This is a genomic window from Flavobacterium plurextorum (assembly GCF_024638035.1).
GTDB classification, from domain to species: domain Bacteria; phylum Bacteroidota; class Bacteroidia; order Flavobacteriales; family Flavobacteriaceae; genus Flavobacterium; species Flavobacterium plurextorum.
Map to the genome: position 1 here is coordinate 5,445,301 of NZ_CP100442.1, position 15,835 is coordinate 5,461,135.

The following is a 15,835-nucleotide window of genomic DNA, read 5'->3' on the forward strand; positions in this document are numbered from 1 at the left end:
AAAAAACAAAAATATGACTCCTTTTACAGCAGAAATTTTAGGCACGATGTTAATGATTTTATTAGGAAACGGCGTTGTTGCAAACGTTGTACTTAAAGACACTAAAGGAAATAATTCGGGTTGGATTGTTATCACCACCGCTTGGGCATTTGCTGTTTTTGTAGGCGTAACTGTTGCGGGACCAATAAGCGGCGCACATCTAAATCCGATTGTTACACTCGGTTTGGCTCTTATTGGCAAATTTGCTTGGAATTTAGTTCCTGCTTACATTCTCGCTCAAATGATTGGCGCAATGTCAGGAGCCTTTTTAGTCTGGTTATCTCATAAAGATCATTTTGCAATAACCGAAGATGAAGGAACAAAACTCGCCTGTTTCTCTACGTCACCAGCAATCAAAAATAATATATCAAACTTAATCAGTGAGATAATTGCCACTTTCGTTTTAATTTTTACAATCTTTTATATTGCAGGACCAAGTTTAAAAATTACAGCCGATTCTAATGCTGCAATTGGTTTAGGAACCATTGGAGCTCTTCCAGTAGCAATATTGGTATGGGTAATCGGTCTGTCTTTAGGAGGAACCACAGGTTATGCCATAAACCCTGCAAGAGATTTAGGTCCAAGAATTGTACACGCGCTTTTACCTATAAAAGGAAGCAGCAATTGGAGATACGCCTGGATTCCAATTGTAGGACCAATAATTGGATCTTGTTTAGCGGCTGCTTTATATTTGGCACTTAATTAAAATGTCATATAACCGATAAATCTCTCCTATCGCGGACTCGCGTGAGGGATAGGAGAAATCCTGCCGAAGCAGTGCGGATAGCCCGACAGCATTGCGATAAGAGGGCGTATATGCGTTCAGTACTTTTGCCCGCTTATCGCAATGGTGGCATGTCCTGCTAGTAAAATATGCACCATTAATTTTAATGTGTTTCGCAAAATTTTGTCAAGTTTTGAAACTTTGACAAAGCTAAGTTCACTTTAAACTATCGTTAAATATAGAAGAGACCTATTTTTAAACTAAAAATTTATTCTATTTTTATACTAATTATATAGAGTTTATAAGCTTTCTATTTTGTTCTAATTCAATTAACAAAAATTTAACATGACACTTGTATATACAACTATTAAAAGTTATACATTTGTATATACAAATTATACACTTACGACTATGACAATTGAAGAGGTTATTAAGAGTACAGTTAAGATGGATAATGCGAAAAAAGTTATTCTGAATATCATGTACACACAGAATGTGATTCAGGATCATTTCAACGATTTAATAAAACCGTATGATTTATCTGGAGAGCAATATAATGTGTTACGTATACTAAGAGGACAAAAAGGAAATCCTGCTAATATGTGTGTAATACAAGAACGCATGCTGGCAAAAACAAGTAACACAACACGATTAGTTGACAAATTACTGCTAAAGGAATTTGTTACTAGAAATGTATGTCCGAACAATAGACGAAAAATTGAAGTGTTAATTACGCAAAAAGGATTAGACGTTTTAAAAGAATTAGATCCGAAAGTAGATGAGCACGAACGCGCATTTGCAGAGAATATAAATCCTGAAGAATTAGAATTATTAAATCAATTATTAGAAAAATACAGAACCCAACAAAATTAATATTATGAGCACATTATTAGAAAATTTGAACTGGAGATATGCAACAAAAAAGTTTGATGCGACCAAAAAAATATCTGCAGCAGATTTAAATACATTAAAAGAAGCTGTTAGATTAGCTGCTTCTTCATACGGACTACAACCTTTTAAAGTTGTTCTTGTAGAAAACCCAGAAATTAGAGAAAAATTAAAAGCTGCGGCTTGGGGACAAACTCAAATCACAGATGCTTCTAATTTATTTGTTTTTGCAAATGATTTAAATGCAGGACCAGAATCTGTGGCTGCTTACATTAAAAACATCAGCGAAACAAGAGGTCTTCCAACTGAAGCTTTAGGCGGATTTGCAGATATGATGAACGGAGTTATCTCAAACTTATCACAAGAAGCTAAAAACATCTGGACTTCAAAACAAACCTATATTGCTTTAGGAACTTTATTGGCTGCTGCTGCTGAGTTAAAAATCGATGCTACACCAATGGAAGGTTTTAATCCAGCACAATTCAATGAAATTTTAGGTTTCGATAAACTAGGCTTAAATGCAGCAGTTATCGCAACTGTAGGTTACAGACATGATGAGGACGAAGCTCAACATTACAAAAAAGTTAGAAAATCTCAAGAGGAATTATTTATCACTATATAATTATTATTATTAATCCAAAATCAATTTTAACAACATGAAAAATTTAAAAACAATTGCATTAGCATTATTCGTAGCAGCGGCTAGTATTTCAGTAAATGCTCAAACTAAAAAAATCGATGTGAAAGCATCTACTATCAAATGGGTAGGTAAAAAAGTAACTGGAGAGCACTCTGGAACAGTAAACTTTAAAGAAGGAGCTGTAGTTTTCAAAGGAAAAAAATTAACTGGAGGAAACTTTACAGTTGATATGACTTCATTAACGGCAACTGACTTAACTGGAGAATACCAAGGAAAATTAAACGGTCACTTGAAAGCTGACGATTTCTTTGGAACTGATAAATTCCCAACTGCAAAATTAGTTTTCAAAACTATCGGAGCTAAAGCAAATGACGTTTATACTGTAACTGCAGACTTAACTATTAAAGGAATCACTAAACCAGTAACTTTTGATATTACTGTAAAAGGAAACACTGCAACAACTGCGTTTAAAGTTGACAGAACTAAATACGATATCAAATATAACTCTGGTAACTTCTTCCAAAACTTAGGAGACAAAACTATCAATGACGATTTCGAATTAGCTGTAGCTTTAAAGTTCTAATTTAAGACTTACTAATTCATATATAAGAAAAACCCTAACAGATTGATTCTGTTAGGGTTTTTTCTTTTAAACTTTTCAAAAACATAACGTTCTTAATACTACAATAACGCTTTCATAATAACTACAGCCATTTTGATTAACATTCGGCTTCTACTTTTGAGCATCTTAAAAATCAAAAACTAGAAATCAAAATCGTAGTTATGAAAACAAAAATACATATTGTACTTTTTACGCTTCTAAACGCTTTTCTTCTTCAAGCGCAGCAGCAGCCAAAAGGAATTTTTGGCAGCACAAACTGGATGAACAATTGGACTAACTTTAAACCTGCAAATACTGAATATAATGAAGCTACCAATATTATTGCAGGAAATATTGACAAAGACACCAAGTTAGTAAAACGCAATACTTATCAATTAGTTGGCGTTGTTTATGTAACAAATAATGCAACTTTAACAATTGAACCTGGAACCGTTATTCGAGGAGATGACAAAACCTGCGGTACTCTTATAGTAACAAATGGAGCCAAAATTATCGCCGAAGGTCTTGAAACTGATCCTATCGTTTTTACTTCAAACAAAGAAATTTCGGAAAGACGTCCAGGCGACTGGGGTGGAATTATTATTCTAGGTAAAGCGCCAATAAATTCTCTTGGCGGTGTTCATATTCTTCCTTTCAATTTAGAACCTATGTTAAATCACTACGGAGGTTCTGATGCTGAGGATAACTCTGGAATTTTAAAATATGTGCGAATTGAATATTCTGGTCGTAAATTAAGTGCTTTAAAAGAGTTAAACGGACTTTCACTCGCTGGTGTTGGACGAAAAACCACTTTAAGTAATATACAAATAAGCTTCTCAAACGATGATTCTTTTGAATGTTACGGAGGTGATTTGAACCTAAACAACCTTATTTCTTATCGAACTACTGATGATGATTTTGATTTTACGCAAGGTGCACAAATCAACATTAATAACAGTATTGCAATTCGTCATCCGTTTTCATCAGATATTTCAGGATCTAGATGTTTTGAAGTTGATTCATATGATAAAATTGAAAATACGGATATGACAAAAAAGATGACAAAGATAAACGCAAACAATATTACGTTAGTCAATCTCGAAGAAAACAATCAAGGTTTAGTAAGAGAATCAGTTTATGTGAGAGAAAATACCTTTTTCAATTTAAACAACAGTATTGTTTCAGGCTTCTCTCCTTTTGTTTTATTAGAAGGAAATATTGGAAACGGCGAAGTAAATTTGTCTAAATTAACTTTTAAAAACTTAATTATAAACAATTGTACAGGTGGTATTACAAGCGAATCTTCGGCTAGTAATTCGACAATTCAAAACTACTATACTACCGCTCAATCGAACATAGAATACACAAAATCTAAAAATACAGAGCTTTTTATGCTTCCAAATATTAAAAGTAATCCAGATTTTAGAGCAAACGTAAACAACACGCTGGCTATTGGAAATTAAGGTCTTAAACAGGATTTGCATTTTAAAATTTAACAAATTTCTAAATTTAGAAAAGTTTTTTTTGAATTTTTATGTATTCTAATCCAATTTACATTTATATCTTTGTGACATCAAAATAAGAAAATGAAAACAATAATGAACAATACTTGGTGGTGGAAGAATTTACGTCAAACGTCGTGAACGAAGCTTCCTATGGTACTGTAAAACTATAAATATAAAAGGCTTGTCATCACGACAAGCCTTTTTTTTGATAAAAACTTAAGCAAAAACGAAATTAAAAACTATAAAACAACATACTTTGAAACCTTTTATACTCAATACACATTATAAACAAATTCTGGCTGACACGATTACGCCGGTTAGTATTTATTTTAAAATAAGAGACAAATTCCCAAACAGTTTGTTACTAGAAAGTAGTGATTATCACGGAAATGATAACAGTTTCTCTTACATCTGCTGCAATCCGATTGCAACAATTAAAATTGAAAACGAAATCATTTCAAAAACTTTTCCTGACGGAACAACGGAGCAAATTTCGATTGATGCAACAACAAATATTCCAGAAGTAATTCAGGGATTTTCAAGTCAATTTAAATCAGAAAAAAATGATTTTAAATTCATCAATAACGGTCTTTTTGGATATATTTCTTATGATGCAGTTCGTTATTTTGAAAAAGTTTCAATTGCAAAAAAAGACGATGCAACTGTAATTCCAGATGTATTTTATGCTGTTTATCAAAACATAATTGCGATCAATCACTTTAAAAATGAAGCTTATATATTCTGCCACAGTGTTGATGGAAGAAATAACATTTCAGAAATTGAGCAACTGCTTCAGTCTAGAAATATTGCTTCTTACAAATTCACTAAAGAAGGCGAAGGTTTCTCAAACTTAACCGATGAAGAGTTTAAACATAATGTCGCTTTAGCTAAAAAACACTGTTTCCGCGGAGACGTTTTTCAATTGGTTTTATCGCGTCGTTTCACACAAGGTTTCAAAGGCGATGAATTCAATGTTTATAGAGCCTTAAGAAGTATTAATCCATCTCCTTATTTATTCTTTTTTGATTATGGAGATTTCAAAATATTTGGTTCTTCACCAGAAGCACAAATTATCGTAAAAAACAGAAAAGCTGAAATTCATCCAATTGCAGGAACTTTTAAAAGAACTGGAAATGACGAGCGTGATGCACTTTTAGCCAAAGAACTTTCTGAAGATAAAAAAGAAAACAGCGAACACGTAATGTTAGTTGATTTGGCAAGAAACGATTTAAGCCGTAACGGTCATGATGTAAATGTTGAGAAGTACAGAGAAGTTCAGTTTTTCTCGCACGTAATTCACTTAGTTTCAAAAGTAACTGGACATTTACACGACAAAGCAACTACAATGCAAGTTGTTGCAGATACTTTTCCGGCAGGAACTTTAAGCGGAGCACCAAAACACAGAGCGATGCAATTAATCGAAGATTACGAAAAAACCAACCGTAATTTTTATGGAGGTGCAATTGGCTTTATGGATTTTGAAGGTAACTTTAATCATGCCATTATGATTAGAACTTTCCTTAGCAAAAACCATCAATTGCATTGTCAGGCTGGCGCTGGAATTGTCGCTAGTTCTGACGAAGAAAGTGAAATGCAGGAAGTTTACAACAAATTAAGAGCATTAAACACAGCTTTGGAGATGGCAGAGAAAATTTAGTTTCAAATACTTTAAACTTTAAAAACAAACCTAAAAACCATAAACAAAAAACTATGAAAAAATTAATTCCATTTGCTGCTGCAGTTTTATTATTTACATCTTGTGAAACGAAAAAAGAATCAAATGCGATTCCGATAGCAGGAACCTGGCGTCTTATATCAGCTGAAACGACTGAAAAAGATTCTACGTTTTCTACTTTCAATTCAAAAACAAAAATGATTAAAATTATAAATGATACCCATTTTGCTTTTTTCAATCATGATTTAAATAATGGAAAAGACAGTACTGCTTTATTTTTTGGCGGCGGCGGAAAGTACACTTTAAAAGATAGTACTTACACTGAGAACTTGGAATTTTTTAATAATAGAGAATGGGAAAACAACAAATTTGAATTTACTATAAAAATCAAAAATGATACACTGATTCAAAAAGGAATCGAAAAAGTAGAAAAGTTAGGCGTTGATCGAATTATAGTCGAAAAATACGTTCGAGAAAAATAAGAAAATTTAGTTTCAGGTTTTCTTTGTTTCAAGTTTCAAGTTGTTGGAACGTGAAACTTGAAACTTGAAACCTAAAACAAAAATACACAATGAAAAAAATATTAGTTATAGACAATTACGATAGTTTCACTTATAATTTAGTGCACTATTTGGAAGATTTAAACTGCGAAGTAACCGTTTACAGAAATGATGAATTCGAAATTGATGAAATCGCATCTTTTGATAAAATTTTACTTTCGCCGGGACCTGGAATTCCAGATGAAGCTGGTCTATTAAAAGCAGTAATTGAAAAATACGCACCAACAAAAAGCATTCTTGGCGTTTGCTTAGGGCAACAGGCAATTGGAGAAGTTTTTGGCGGAACACTTTCAAATCTTGACAAAGTATATCATGGTGTTGCTACAAATGTAAAAACAGTAGTTTCAGATGAAATTTTATTTGAAGGCTTAGGAAATGAGTTTGAAGTTGGAAGATACCATTCATGGGTTGTTGACAGCAATCTGCCAGAAGTTCTTGAAGCTACTTCTATTGACGAAAATGGACAAATTATGTCGTTACGTCACAAAAAATTTGATGTAAGAGGCGTTCAGTTTCACCCAGAAAGCGTGCTGACACCAAAAGGTAAAAGGATTTTAGAGAATTGGATTAATAGTTAAGACTAGTCAAAAGTTTTAAAGTCGAAAGTCATAAAGTCAAATATTAAAAACTTAGTCTTTCCTATTAAAACTAAAAAACATTAATCAATTTTAAAAATAAACGTCAAAAATAAGAAGACTTTAAGACTTTCGACTTTATGACTTTAAGACTCAAACAGAATGAAAACTATATTAAACAAATTAATCAATCACGAAGTGCTTACTAAAGAAGAAGCAAAAAACGTATTGATTAATATTTCAAGCGGTCAATACAATCCAAGTCAGATTTCGGCATTTTTGACCGTATTTATGATGCGAAGCATAACAATCGATGAACTTTCGGGTTTTCGTGAAGCTTTATTAGAATTGTGTATTCGCGTTGATTTATCGGCTTACAACACCATCGATTTATGTGGAACCGGCGGTGACGGAAAAGACACTTTTAATATCTCTACTCTAGCTTCATTTGTTTCGGCAGGAGCTGGAATTAAAGTTGCCAAACATGGAAATTATGGTGTTTCATCAATTTCAGGATCAAGCAATGTGATGGAAAAAATGGGAATTAAATTCAGCAACGATCCTTCATTTTTAGAAAAATGTATCGATAAAGCTGGTATTTGCGTTTTGCATGCTCCCCTATTTCACCCAGCAATGAAAAATGTTGGACCAATTCGTAAAGAATTGGCAGTAAAAACATTCTTCAATATGCTGGGACCAATGGTAAACCCGTCATTTCCGCAAAACCAATTGGTTGGTGTTTTCAATCTAGAATTAGCTAGAATGTATGCTTATTTATATCAAAATACCAATGTAAATTTTACCATTTTGCATTCACTTGACGGCTACGATGAGATTTCTTTAACTGGTCCTACAAAAATTATAACAAGTCATATGGAAGGAATGTTGAATCCGGAAGATTTTAACGTTCGTCTTTTATCACAAACCGAAATCGAAGGTGGAAAAACGATCGAAGAATCGGCAGCAATATTCACCAATATTATTTCAGGAAAAGGAAACGAAGCCCAAAATAATGTGGTTTGTGCCAATGCTGCAATGGCAATTTCAACTGTTACAAAATGTTCTCCGCAAGAAGGATTTGAATTAGCAAAAGAAAGTCTTTTCTCTGGAAAAGGGCATCAAGCACTTAAAAAACTACAAGAGTTATCTCTTTAAAATTAAAAACTTAGTACCTCAGTACCTTAGAAACTTAGCACCTTAAAAAATGAATATTTTAGATAAAATAATTTTCGATAAACAAAGAGAAGTTGTTCTTAAAAAATCGATTATTCCAGTTTCGCAATTGGAAAGTTCAGTGTTTTTTGGAAGAGAAACAATTTCGTTAAGCCAAAAACTAAAAGCAAGTTCAACTGGAATTATTGCAGAACACAAACGTCGTTCTCCATCAAAATCAATTATAAATCAAAGTTTTACTGTCGAAGAAGTAGTTAAAGGATACGAAAATGCAGGAGCTTGTGGAATTTCTGTTTTAACAGACGGGAAATATTTTGGAGGTTCACTTGACGATTTACTTTTGGCAAGAGCGAGTGTAAATATTCCGCTTTTGCGAAAAGAATTTATTGTCGACGAATATCAGATTCTTGAAGCAAAAGCTTTTGGTGCAGATTTAATTCTTCTGATCGCAGCAGTTTTAACAAGAGAAGAAATAAAATCGCTGTCTGAGTTTGCAAAAAAACTAGGATTAGAGGTTTTATTAGAAGTTCATAATCAGGAAGAATTAGAAAAATCGATTATGCCTAGTTTAGATATGATTGGCGTAAACAACCGAAATCTAAAAACATTCGAAGTAAGCTTGGATTTCAGTAAACAACTGGCATCGCAAATTCCGGATGATTTTGTAAAAGTTTCTGAAAGCGGGATTTCGTCAATCGAAGCCATTCAAGAATTAAAGCCTTACGGATACAAAGGTTTCTTAATTGGAGAAAACTTCATGAAAACCGATAATGCTGGCAAAGCTGCAACGAATTTTATTAAACAGCTTTAAATTTTTGTTGCCACGAATTACACAAATTAACACAAATTGAATTAGTGGAAATTCGTGCAATTAGCGAGTAAAAAAAAGAAAACAAAATTAGTGTCTTAGCGCCTTCGTGGCAAAACAAATATAAAAATGAAACTCAAAATATGCGGTATGAAATACCCCGAAAACATTCTAGAAGTTGGAGCGCTCCTGCCCGATTATATGGGATTTATTTTCTGGGAAAAATCCGTTCGATATTTTAACGGAACCATTCCTGAACTCATAAAAACCGTCAAAAAAGTGGGTGTTTTTGTCAATCAAAGTCAGGAAGAAATTCTAGAAAAAACAGCAAATTACAATTTACAAGCCGTTCAGTTACATGGAAATGAATCGGTTGATTTTTTATCAGAACTAAAAAAACAACTGCCAAATAAAACCGAAATCATAAAAGTTTTTTCGGCCGATGAAAACTTCGATTTTGAAGTTATAAAACCCTTTGAAGCTGTCGCTGACTATTTTCTGTTTGACACAAAAGGTAAACTGCCGGGCGGAAACGGAACAACATTCGACTGGACTATATTAAAAAAATACAATTCGGATAAGCCATTCTTTTTGAGCGGCGGAATCGGGATTAACGAATTAAAAGCCATTGAAGAAATTTCAAAAACAAATTTACCTATTTATGCTGTCGATGTAAATAGTAAATTTGAAATCGAACCGGGGCTTAAAAACAAAAATCTATTTAGCAATTTCAAACGAAAATTTGATGTTGCCAACTTTTAAAATTGGAATAAAATGAATTTTAACGTTAACGAAAAAGGATATTACGGAGAATTTGGCGGAGCTTATATTCCAGAAATGCTATATCCAAATGTAGAGGAATTACGCCAAAACTACTTAAAAATTACCAGTGAACCAGGTTTTAAAGCTGAGTTTGATAAACTTTTAAAAGATTATGTTGGTCGTCCTAGTCCGCTTTATTTTGCGAATCGTTTATCTGAAAAATACAACACAAAAATTTACTTAAAAAGAGAAGACTTAAATCATACGGGCGCTCACAAAGTAAACAATACCATCGGACAGATATTAGTTGCGAGACGTTTGGGCAAAAAACGAATTATTGCCGAAACGGGAGCTGGTCAGCATGGTGTTGCAACCGCAACGGTTTGTGCTTTAATGGGCATGGAATGCATTGTTTACATGGGCGAAATAGATATTGCTCGTCAGGCTCCAAACGTAGCTCGTATGAAAATGTTAGGCGCAGAAGTTCGTCCAGCACTTTCGGGTTCGAGAACTTTAAAAGATGCTACAAACGAAGCTATTCGTGATTGGATTAATAATCCGGTTGACACACATTATATTATTGGTTCAGCCATTGGACCTCATCCTTATCCAGATATGGTGACGCGTTTTCAAAGTGTAATTTCTGAGGAAATAAAATGGCAGTTAAAAGAAAAAGAAGGACGTGAAAATCCTGATTATGTAGTGGCTTGTATTGGCGGAGGAAGTAATGCAGCAGGAACATACTATCACTTTTTACATGAACCAGAAGTAGGTATTATTGCCGTTGAAGCAGCTGGAAAAGGTGTTGACAGCGGTCATAGTGCTGCCACAAGTAAGTTAGGAAAAGTAGGTGTTATTCATGGCTGTAAAACGCTCTTAATGCAAACTCCTGACGGACAAATTACAGAACCGTATTCTATTTCTGCAGGATTAGATTATCCAGGAGTTGGTCCTATGCACGCGCACTTGGCACAAACCGGACGTGGAGAATTTTTCTCTGTTACTGATGACGACGCTATGAATGCAGGTTTACAGTTAACAAAATTAGAAGGAATTATTCCTGCAATTGAAAGTGCACATGCCTTTGCAGTTCTAGATCAAAAGAAATTTAAACCTACAGATATTGTAGTAATCAGTCTTTCTGGCCGCGGCGATAAAGATTTAGATAATTATATTGATTATTTTAAATTGTAATAAAAATCGTAATTTGGAACGTTTTCCGCAGCAACGGATTAAAAGATATTTAACGCAGACAAATAACGAGAAAAATAATAATTATGGAACAGTTATTCTCTTACGGAACATTACGTTCAAAAGAAATTCAAATGCGAGTTTTTAATAAACTATTAACCGGAACTCCCGATCAGCTTCTTGGCTATAAATTAAAAAGCCTAAAAATTGAAGAAGAATTTGGAATGGCAGATTATGTTGTTGCAATAGCAAGTGAGAGCCTTGCAGATACAATTCACGGTGTAGTTTTTAATGTTACTCTTGCAGATTTAGCTAAAGTAGATTTATTTGAATCGAATGCTTACAAAAGGGTTAAAGTAACGTTGAACTCTGGAATTTCTGCTTGGGTTTATACGGAAAATTAATAATTGTAAAAACAGAAAATGATTCTAGCTGCTGCGCAAACAAAACCAACGCGAGGAAATATTGAAACTAATCTACTGGATCATTATAGTCTAATTGAATTGGCAGTCCAAAATAAAGCGCAATTAATCGCTTTTCCCGAAATGTCGATTACTGGTTATGAAAGAGAAAATGCAAAAGAACTGGCTTTAAAAAAAGAAGATTCACGTTTGAATCATTTAAAAAAATTAGCTTTCGAAAATAACATTACAATTATTGCCGGTGCACCAATTGAAATTGAATCCAAATTGTTTATTGGCGAATTTGTAATTTCTCCAGACAATTCGGTTTCAATTTATACCAAACAGTTTTTACATGAGGGAGAAGATGAATTTTTTCAACCTTCTTTCGATTACAATCCAATGCTAGAAATTGAAAAACAAAAGATCTCATTTGCGATTTGTGCTGATATTGATAATGCGCTTCATCCAGAAAATGCTAAGAAAAAAGAAACTGATATTTATATAGCCAGTATTTTCTTTTCGCCAAACGGAATTCCGAATGCGTATCGCGATTTACAAAATTATGCTGAGAAACATAAAATGAATGTTTTGATGTCGAATTTCAGTGGAGAATCTTGGGGAAGTCCGTCAGCAGGTCAAAGTGCTTTTTGGAATAGTAAAGGAGAATTAGTTGGGCAAATGAATGAATCAGATTCTGGTTTATTAATCGTAGAAAAACAAAATGATAATTGGAAAAGTAAGGTTTTAAAAAATTAAAAATAATGCCACAGATTTCACTGATTCTCACAGATTAAATTATTAAAAAAATCATTGAAATCTTTCTAATCTGTGGCACAAAAAACATAACAATGAACAGAATAACTCAAAAATTACAAGAAGACAAAAAAATCCTTTCGATCTATTTTTCTGCGGGATATCCAAACTTAAATGATACCGTGCAGATCATTCAGGATCTAGAAAAAAACGGCGTTGACTTAATCGAAATTGGACTTCCATTTAGTGATCCTTTGGCAGACGGACCAACGATTCAGGCAAGTTCGACACAAGCACTGCATAACGGAATGACGACTCAAATTCTTTTCGATCAACTGCAAAACATCCGCGAAAGCGTAAAAATCCCGTTGATTATTATGGGATATTTTAATCCGATGTTACAATACGGAGTTGAAGCTTTTTGCAAAAAATGTGCTGAAATTGGCATTGACGGATTAATCATTCCAGATTTACCTGTTGATGTTTATGCTGATGAATACAAAGCAATTTTCGAAAAATACGGATTGCTTAACGTATTCTTAATTACACCGCAAACTTCGGAGGAACGTATTCGTTTTATTGACAGCGTTTCAAACGGATTTATCTATATGGTGAGTTCTGCAAGTGTGACAGGATCTCAAACTGGTTTTGGAAATGTTCAGGAAAGTTATTTTGAAAGAATTGCGAACATGAATCTGAAAAACTCTCAAATTGTAGGTTTTGGAATTTCGAATAAAGAAACTTTCAATCAAGCAACCAAATATGCAAAAGGTGCTATTATTGGAAGTGCTTTCATCAAGCATTTAAGCGAAAATGGCAGCGGGAAAATTGCAGAATTTGTTGGAGAGATTCGATAAATTATAGATCAAAAAGAATGAAAAATATAGTTTTATTTACAATTATAACTGTGCTATTCTTATCATGTCAAAATGGTAAAACGAAAGTAAGCACATCAAAAATTGTAAATAAAACTAACTCCGTAGACAAATCTAAATTCCACTATAAAAATCTGACCGTTGATATAAAAAACACAATTGACACAATTCAACCCAAAAACATTAAAGAATTATTTGGTGTTTGGAGTATAGATTCAATAGCCAATGTTGGAGGAACAATGCAAGATGAGAAAATAATCCAGTCACAAATTGGTCATGAATTATTAATTAGTGAATCACAATTATCATTACGTTTTCTAAATGATAGTTTTAAAATTGACAACCCTAACTATTCATTAGTAAAAAATACTGAAACAAAAGGCACGACTCTTTGGTATGGCTATAAAAATTCCAGAGAATTTATAACCTCTCTTAAAGTAGATGAAAGCCGTTATTTTGAAATCGTCAATAATCATGAGTTAGCTTATTTTTATGATGGAAGAATTTATCTTTTTAAAAGAAAAAGTATAATCTTTAAAGAGTAAGTTATTAAAATCATTTGCATTAAAAAAACATGTAAAAGCTGAAATACTAGGTGTTTCAGCTTTTTTTTATCCAAAATTAACGCTAACTTTCTATGTTAATATTATGTTAAAATAAATTTAAACAAGTGTTTAATTTAAACAAGTGTTTAATTTTGCATTCGATTAGAAACAACATCATGTCACACATCGAACTAAACGATAAAAAAATTCAGATTCTAAACGTTGCCGAAAGGTTGTTTTCTGAAAAAGGATTTGAGGGGACGTCAATACGGGATATTTCGAAAGAAGCAAAAATCAACATTGCAATGATTTCGTATTATTTTGGGTCCAAAGAAAGATTACTGGAATCTTTAATTATTTACAAAACTTCGGATTTAAAATTACAACTGGAAAATTTATTACAAGAAAATCTGGAACCGATTGAAAAAGTCAATAAATTAATCGAAATTTACATTAACAGAATCAGTTGTAACAAAGGGATTTTCAGAGTTTTACATTTTGAAATTAACGCAAAAAAAAGAGAAAAAAGTTTTATTGCATTTACAGAATTAAAAAAAGGGAATCTAAAATCTGTTGAGAGTATTATTACTCAAGGTCAGGAAAAAGGTGTTTTTAGAAAAGATGTAATCATTCCGCTTATTACGCCAACTATCATAGGAACGTATTTTCACTTTCATATGAATAAACCTTTCTTCGTAGAGTTACTGAACTTAAATACAGAAGCATTGTACAATGATTACATTAAAACCAGTCTCACAAAGCACATTCAACAAACTATAAAAGCGCTACTTGTTTATGAAAATTAGTCAATTAATGCTCTTTGGAGTATTCTTTATCGGAATATCTTCAATAGAAGCACAAGAGAAAACAAGTTTAACCTTAGACGAAGCCGTAAAAATGGCTTGGGAAAAAAGCAACGAAGTTACGCTTGCCAATACTAAGGTAAACACTAAAAAACACGAGCTTACAGCCGTAAAAAACAATCAATATCCTGATTTAAAAGTTTCTGGTCAATATCAGCGTCTTACAAAAGCATCTATTGATATGCCTAATCAGGATAAAAGTGCTTCTTTGGCATCTCCTGATCGTGCAATGCTTGGAATGGCGAACTTGAGTTTACCTATTTTTGCAGGATTCAAAATTCAAAGCAGTATTGATGCTTACGATAACTTATACGAAGCAGAAACTGCCAATGCAGCAAAAACTAAAGAAGATGTTGCATTAAGAGTAATCACTTATTACACGGCATTATACAAAGCTCAAAAAACACTTGATGTTTTAAATGAGAATCAAAAAAGCGCTAAACAGCGTGTTACTGACTTTATAGAATTAGAGAAAAACGGAATTATTCCGAGAAACGATTTGTTGAAAGCACAGTTGTTGGTTTCAAAAACACAATTATCTATTGATGAAGCTACAAACAACTTAAACAATATCAATTTTTATCTGACAACTTTATTGAAATTAGCTCCAGAAACAAAACTTCAGGTTAATGAGGATGATTTCTTTAATTTAAAAACAAACAATGCACCAACATCTGATGCGATTGCTTTGGAAAGCAGAAAAGATCTTGAAGCTGTTCGCTTGCAGCAAAAAGCTTCAGAGGCAAACATTAAAGTCGCAAAAGCTGGATATTATCCTTCTATTTCTTTACTTGGAGGTTACACTGCTTTTGATCTTAAAGATATTATAACGGTAAAATACGCTATGAACTTTGGTTTAGGTTTATCGTATGATTTATCGGGAATCTTAAAAAACAGCGCACATGTTAAAGAAGCCGAAAGCAGAGCTCTAGAAGTAAAAAACACTGAAGCAATTATGACTGATCGTATAAAGGTAGAAGTTCAAAAATCTATCGAAGATTATGATTTAGCTATCAATCAAAGTGTTGTTTACAATGAAGCATTGCAACAGGCTGCTGAAAACTATAGACTTGTAAAAGATAAGTTCGACAATGGTTTAGCAGATACCAATGATTTGGTTGAAGCGGATGTTGAGCAATTAAGTGCCAAAATTAACACCGCTGTTTCTAAAGCAGCAATTATTCAAAAATATTACGAGTTACTTTCAGTATCAGGACAATTATCACAATCATTCAATCTTTCTAAAATATAATC

General features: G+C 33.0%; 18 protein-coding genes. All 18 read left to right on the forward strand.

The genetic code is table 11. The features are described 5' to 3' along the window. Positions 1 to 13: 13 nt before the first annotated feature. Positions 14 to 745: an MIP/aquaporin family protein gene (locus NLG42_RS23570; protein ID WP_257682598.1), complete on the forward strand. Its 732-nt coding sequence runs from the start codon at positions 14 to 16 to the stop codon at positions 743 to 745. A 429-nt stretch (positions 746 to 1,174) separates the two neighbouring features. Continuing rightward, complete coding sequence (locus NLG42_RS23575; protein WP_089056174.1) at positions 1,175 to 1,636, forward strand: MarR family winged helix-turn-helix transcriptional regulator; 462 nt, start codon at positions 1,175 to 1,177, stop codon at positions 1,634 to 1,636. Positions 1,637 to 1,640: 4 nt separating this feature from the next. Next, the gene (locus NLG42_RS23580; protein ID WP_089056175.1) at positions 1,641 to 2,273 is read left to right on the forward strand and encodes an NAD(P)H-dependent oxidoreductase; all 633 of its coding nucleotides are present in this window, start codon (positions 1,641 to 1,643) and stop codon (positions 2,271 to 2,273) included. Positions 2,274 to 2,307: 34 nt separating this feature from the next. Continuing rightward, on the forward strand, positions 2,308 to 2,874 hold the full coding sequence (locus NLG42_RS23585) for a YceI family protein (RefSeq protein WP_257682599.1): 567 nt from the start codon (positions 2,308 to 2,310) through the stop codon (positions 2,872 to 2,874). A gap of 200 nt (positions 2,875 to 3,074) precedes the next feature. Beyond that, a complete protein-coding gene (locus NLG42_RS23590; protein ID WP_257682600.1) occupies positions 3,075 to 4,355 on the forward strand; it encodes a hypothetical protein in 1,281 nt (426 codons plus the stop codon). A gap of 298 nt (positions 4,356 to 4,653) precedes the next feature. Continuing rightward, positions 4,654 to 6,054: an anthranilate synthase component I family protein gene (locus NLG42_RS23595; RefSeq protein WP_099719463.1), complete on the forward strand. Its 1,401-nt coding sequence runs from the start codon at positions 4,654 to 4,656 to the stop codon at positions 6,052 to 6,054. Positions 6,055 to 6,107: 53 nt separating this feature from the next. After that, complete coding sequence (locus tag NLG42_RS23600) at positions 6,108 to 6,554, forward strand: hypothetical protein (protein ID WP_089056177.1); 447 nt, start codon at positions 6,108 to 6,110, stop codon at positions 6,552 to 6,554. An 89-nt stretch (positions 6,555 to 6,643) separates the two neighbouring features. Next, on the forward strand, positions 6,644 to 7,210 hold the full coding sequence (locus NLG42_RS23605; protein WP_089052999.1) for an anthranilate synthase component II: 567 nt from the start codon (positions 6,644 to 6,646) through the stop codon (positions 7,208 to 7,210). Positions 7,211 to 7,369: 159 nt separating this feature from the next. Next, entirely contained in the window at positions 7,370 to 8,362 is a 993-nt protein-coding gene (gene trpD / locus NLG42_RS23610) for an anthranilate phosphoribosyltransferase (RefSeq protein ID WP_257682601.1), read from the forward strand. A gap of 49 nt (positions 8,363 to 8,411) precedes the next feature. Beyond that, positions 8,412 to 9,191, forward strand: a complete 780-nt coding sequence (gene trpC / locus NLG42_RS23615) for an indole-3-glycerol phosphate synthase TrpC (protein WP_257682602.1) — start codon at positions 8,412 to 8,414, stop codon at positions 9,189 to 9,191. 126 nt (positions 9,192 to 9,317) lie between these two features. Continuing rightward, complete coding sequence (locus NLG42_RS23620; protein ID WP_099719467.1) at positions 9,318 to 9,950, forward strand: phosphoribosylanthranilate isomerase; 633 nt, start codon at positions 9,318 to 9,320, stop codon at positions 9,948 to 9,950. 12 nt (positions 9,951 to 9,962) lie between these two features. Continuing rightward, positions 9,963 to 11,144, forward strand: coding sequence for a tryptophan synthase subunit beta (trpB, locus tag NLG42_RS23625; protein ID WP_089056181.1), 1,182 nt, complete (start codon positions 9,963 to 9,965; stop codon positions 11,142 to 11,144). A gap of 83 nt (positions 11,145 to 11,227) precedes the next feature. Then, complete coding sequence (locus tag NLG42_RS23630; protein WP_089056182.1) at positions 11,228 to 11,545, forward strand: gamma-glutamylcyclotransferase family protein; 318 nt, start codon at positions 11,228 to 11,230, stop codon at positions 11,543 to 11,545. Positions 11,546 to 11,563: 18 nt separating this feature from the next. After that, the gene (locus NLG42_RS23635) at positions 11,564 to 12,301 is read left to right on the forward strand and encodes a carbon-nitrogen hydrolase family protein (protein ID WP_257682603.1); all 738 of its coding nucleotides are present in this window, start codon (positions 11,564 to 11,566) and stop codon (positions 12,299 to 12,301) included. A 92-nt stretch (positions 12,302 to 12,393) separates the two neighbouring features. After that, positions 12,394 to 13,155: a tryptophan synthase subunit alpha gene (trpA, locus tag NLG42_RS23640; protein ID WP_089056184.1), complete on the forward strand. Its 762-nt coding sequence runs from the start codon at positions 12,394 to 12,396 to the stop codon at positions 13,153 to 13,155. Positions 13,156 to 13,172: 17 nt separating this feature from the next. Further along, positions 13,173 to 13,718 carry a hypothetical protein gene (locus NLG42_RS23645; RefSeq protein WP_257682604.1) on the forward strand — a complete coding sequence of 182 codons (546 nt, stop codon included), beginning with the start codon at positions 13,173 to 13,175 and terminating at the stop codon, positions 13,716 to 13,718. 176 nt (positions 13,719 to 13,894) lie between these two features. Beyond that, positions 13,895 to 14,524: a TetR/AcrR family transcriptional regulator gene (locus NLG42_RS23650; protein WP_089052992.1), complete on the forward strand. Its 630-nt coding sequence runs from the start codon at positions 13,895 to 13,897 to the stop codon at positions 14,522 to 14,524. Further along, positions 14,514 to 15,833, forward strand: a complete 1,320-nt coding sequence (locus tag NLG42_RS23655; RefSeq protein WP_089056185.1) for a TolC family protein — start codon at positions 14,514 to 14,516, stop codon at positions 15,831 to 15,833. The genes NLG42_RS23650 and NLG42_RS23655 overlap by 11 nt, the downstream gene beginning before the upstream one ends. Positions 15,834 to 15,835: the final 2 nt, after the last annotated feature.

What these genes read in the sequence shown, in the direction of transcription:
- NLG42_RS23585 (WP_257682599.1), top strand. Translation starts at nt 2,308, where the DNA reads ATGAAAAATTTAAAAACAATTGCATTAGCATTATTCGTAGCAGCGGCT.
- trpA (WP_089056184.1), top strand. Translation starts at nt 12,394, where the DNA reads ATGAACAGAATAACTCAAAAATTACAAGAAGACAAAAAAATCCTTTCG.
- NLG42_RS23600 (WP_089056177.1), top strand. Translation starts at nt 6,108, where the DNA reads ATGAAAAAATTAATTCCATTTGCTGCTGCAGTTTTATTATTTACATCT.
- NLG42_RS23645 (WP_257682604.1), top strand. Translation starts at nt 13,173, where the DNA reads ATGAAAAATATAGTTTTATTTACAATTATAACTGTGCTATTCTTATCA.
- NLG42_RS23630 (WP_089056182.1), top strand. Translation starts at nt 11,228, where the DNA reads ATGGAACAGTTATTCTCTTACGGAACATTACGTTCAAAAGAAATTCAA.
- NLG42_RS23655 (WP_089056185.1), top strand. Translation starts at nt 14,514, where the DNA reads ATGAAAATTAGTCAATTAATGCTCTTTGGAGTATTCTTTATCGGAATA.
- trpD (WP_257682601.1), top strand. Translation starts at nt 7,370, where the DNA reads ATGAAAACTATATTAAACAAATTAATCAATCACGAAGTGCTTACTAAA.
- NLG42_RS23650 (WP_089052992.1), top strand. Translation starts at nt 13,895, where the DNA reads ATGTCACACATCGAACTAAACGATAAAAAAATTCAGATTCTAAACGTT.
- NLG42_RS23635 (WP_257682603.1), top strand. Translation starts at nt 11,564, where the DNA reads ATGATTCTAGCTGCTGCGCAAACAAAACCAACGCGAGGAAATATTGAA.
- trpC (WP_257682602.1), top strand. Translation starts at nt 8,412, where the DNA reads ATGAATATTTTAGATAAAATAATTTTCGATAAACAAAGAGAAGTTGTT.
- NLG42_RS23580 (WP_089056175.1), top strand. Translation starts at nt 1,641, where the DNA reads ATGAGCACATTATTAGAAAATTTGAACTGGAGATATGCAACAAAAAAG.
- NLG42_RS23575 (WP_089056174.1), top strand. Translation starts at nt 1,175, where the DNA reads ATGACAATTGAAGAGGTTATTAAGAGTACAGTTAAGATGGATAATGCG.
- NLG42_RS23620 (WP_099719467.1), top strand. Translation starts at nt 9,318, where the DNA reads ATGAAACTCAAAATATGCGGTATGAAATACCCCGAAAACATTCTAGAA.
- NLG42_RS23605 (WP_089052999.1), top strand. Translation starts at nt 6,644, where the DNA reads ATGAAAAAAATATTAGTTATAGACAATTACGATAGTTTCACTTATAAT.
- NLG42_RS23570 (WP_257682598.1), top strand. Translation starts at nt 14, where the DNA reads ATGACTCCTTTTACAGCAGAAATTTTAGGCACGATGTTAATGATTTTA.
- trpB (WP_089056181.1), top strand. Translation starts at nt 9,963, where the DNA reads ATGAATTTTAACGTTAACGAAAAAGGATATTACGGAGAATTTGGCGGA.
- NLG42_RS23590 (WP_257682600.1), top strand. Translation starts at nt 3,075, where the DNA reads ATGAAAACAAAAATACATATTGTACTTTTTACGCTTCTAAACGCTTTT.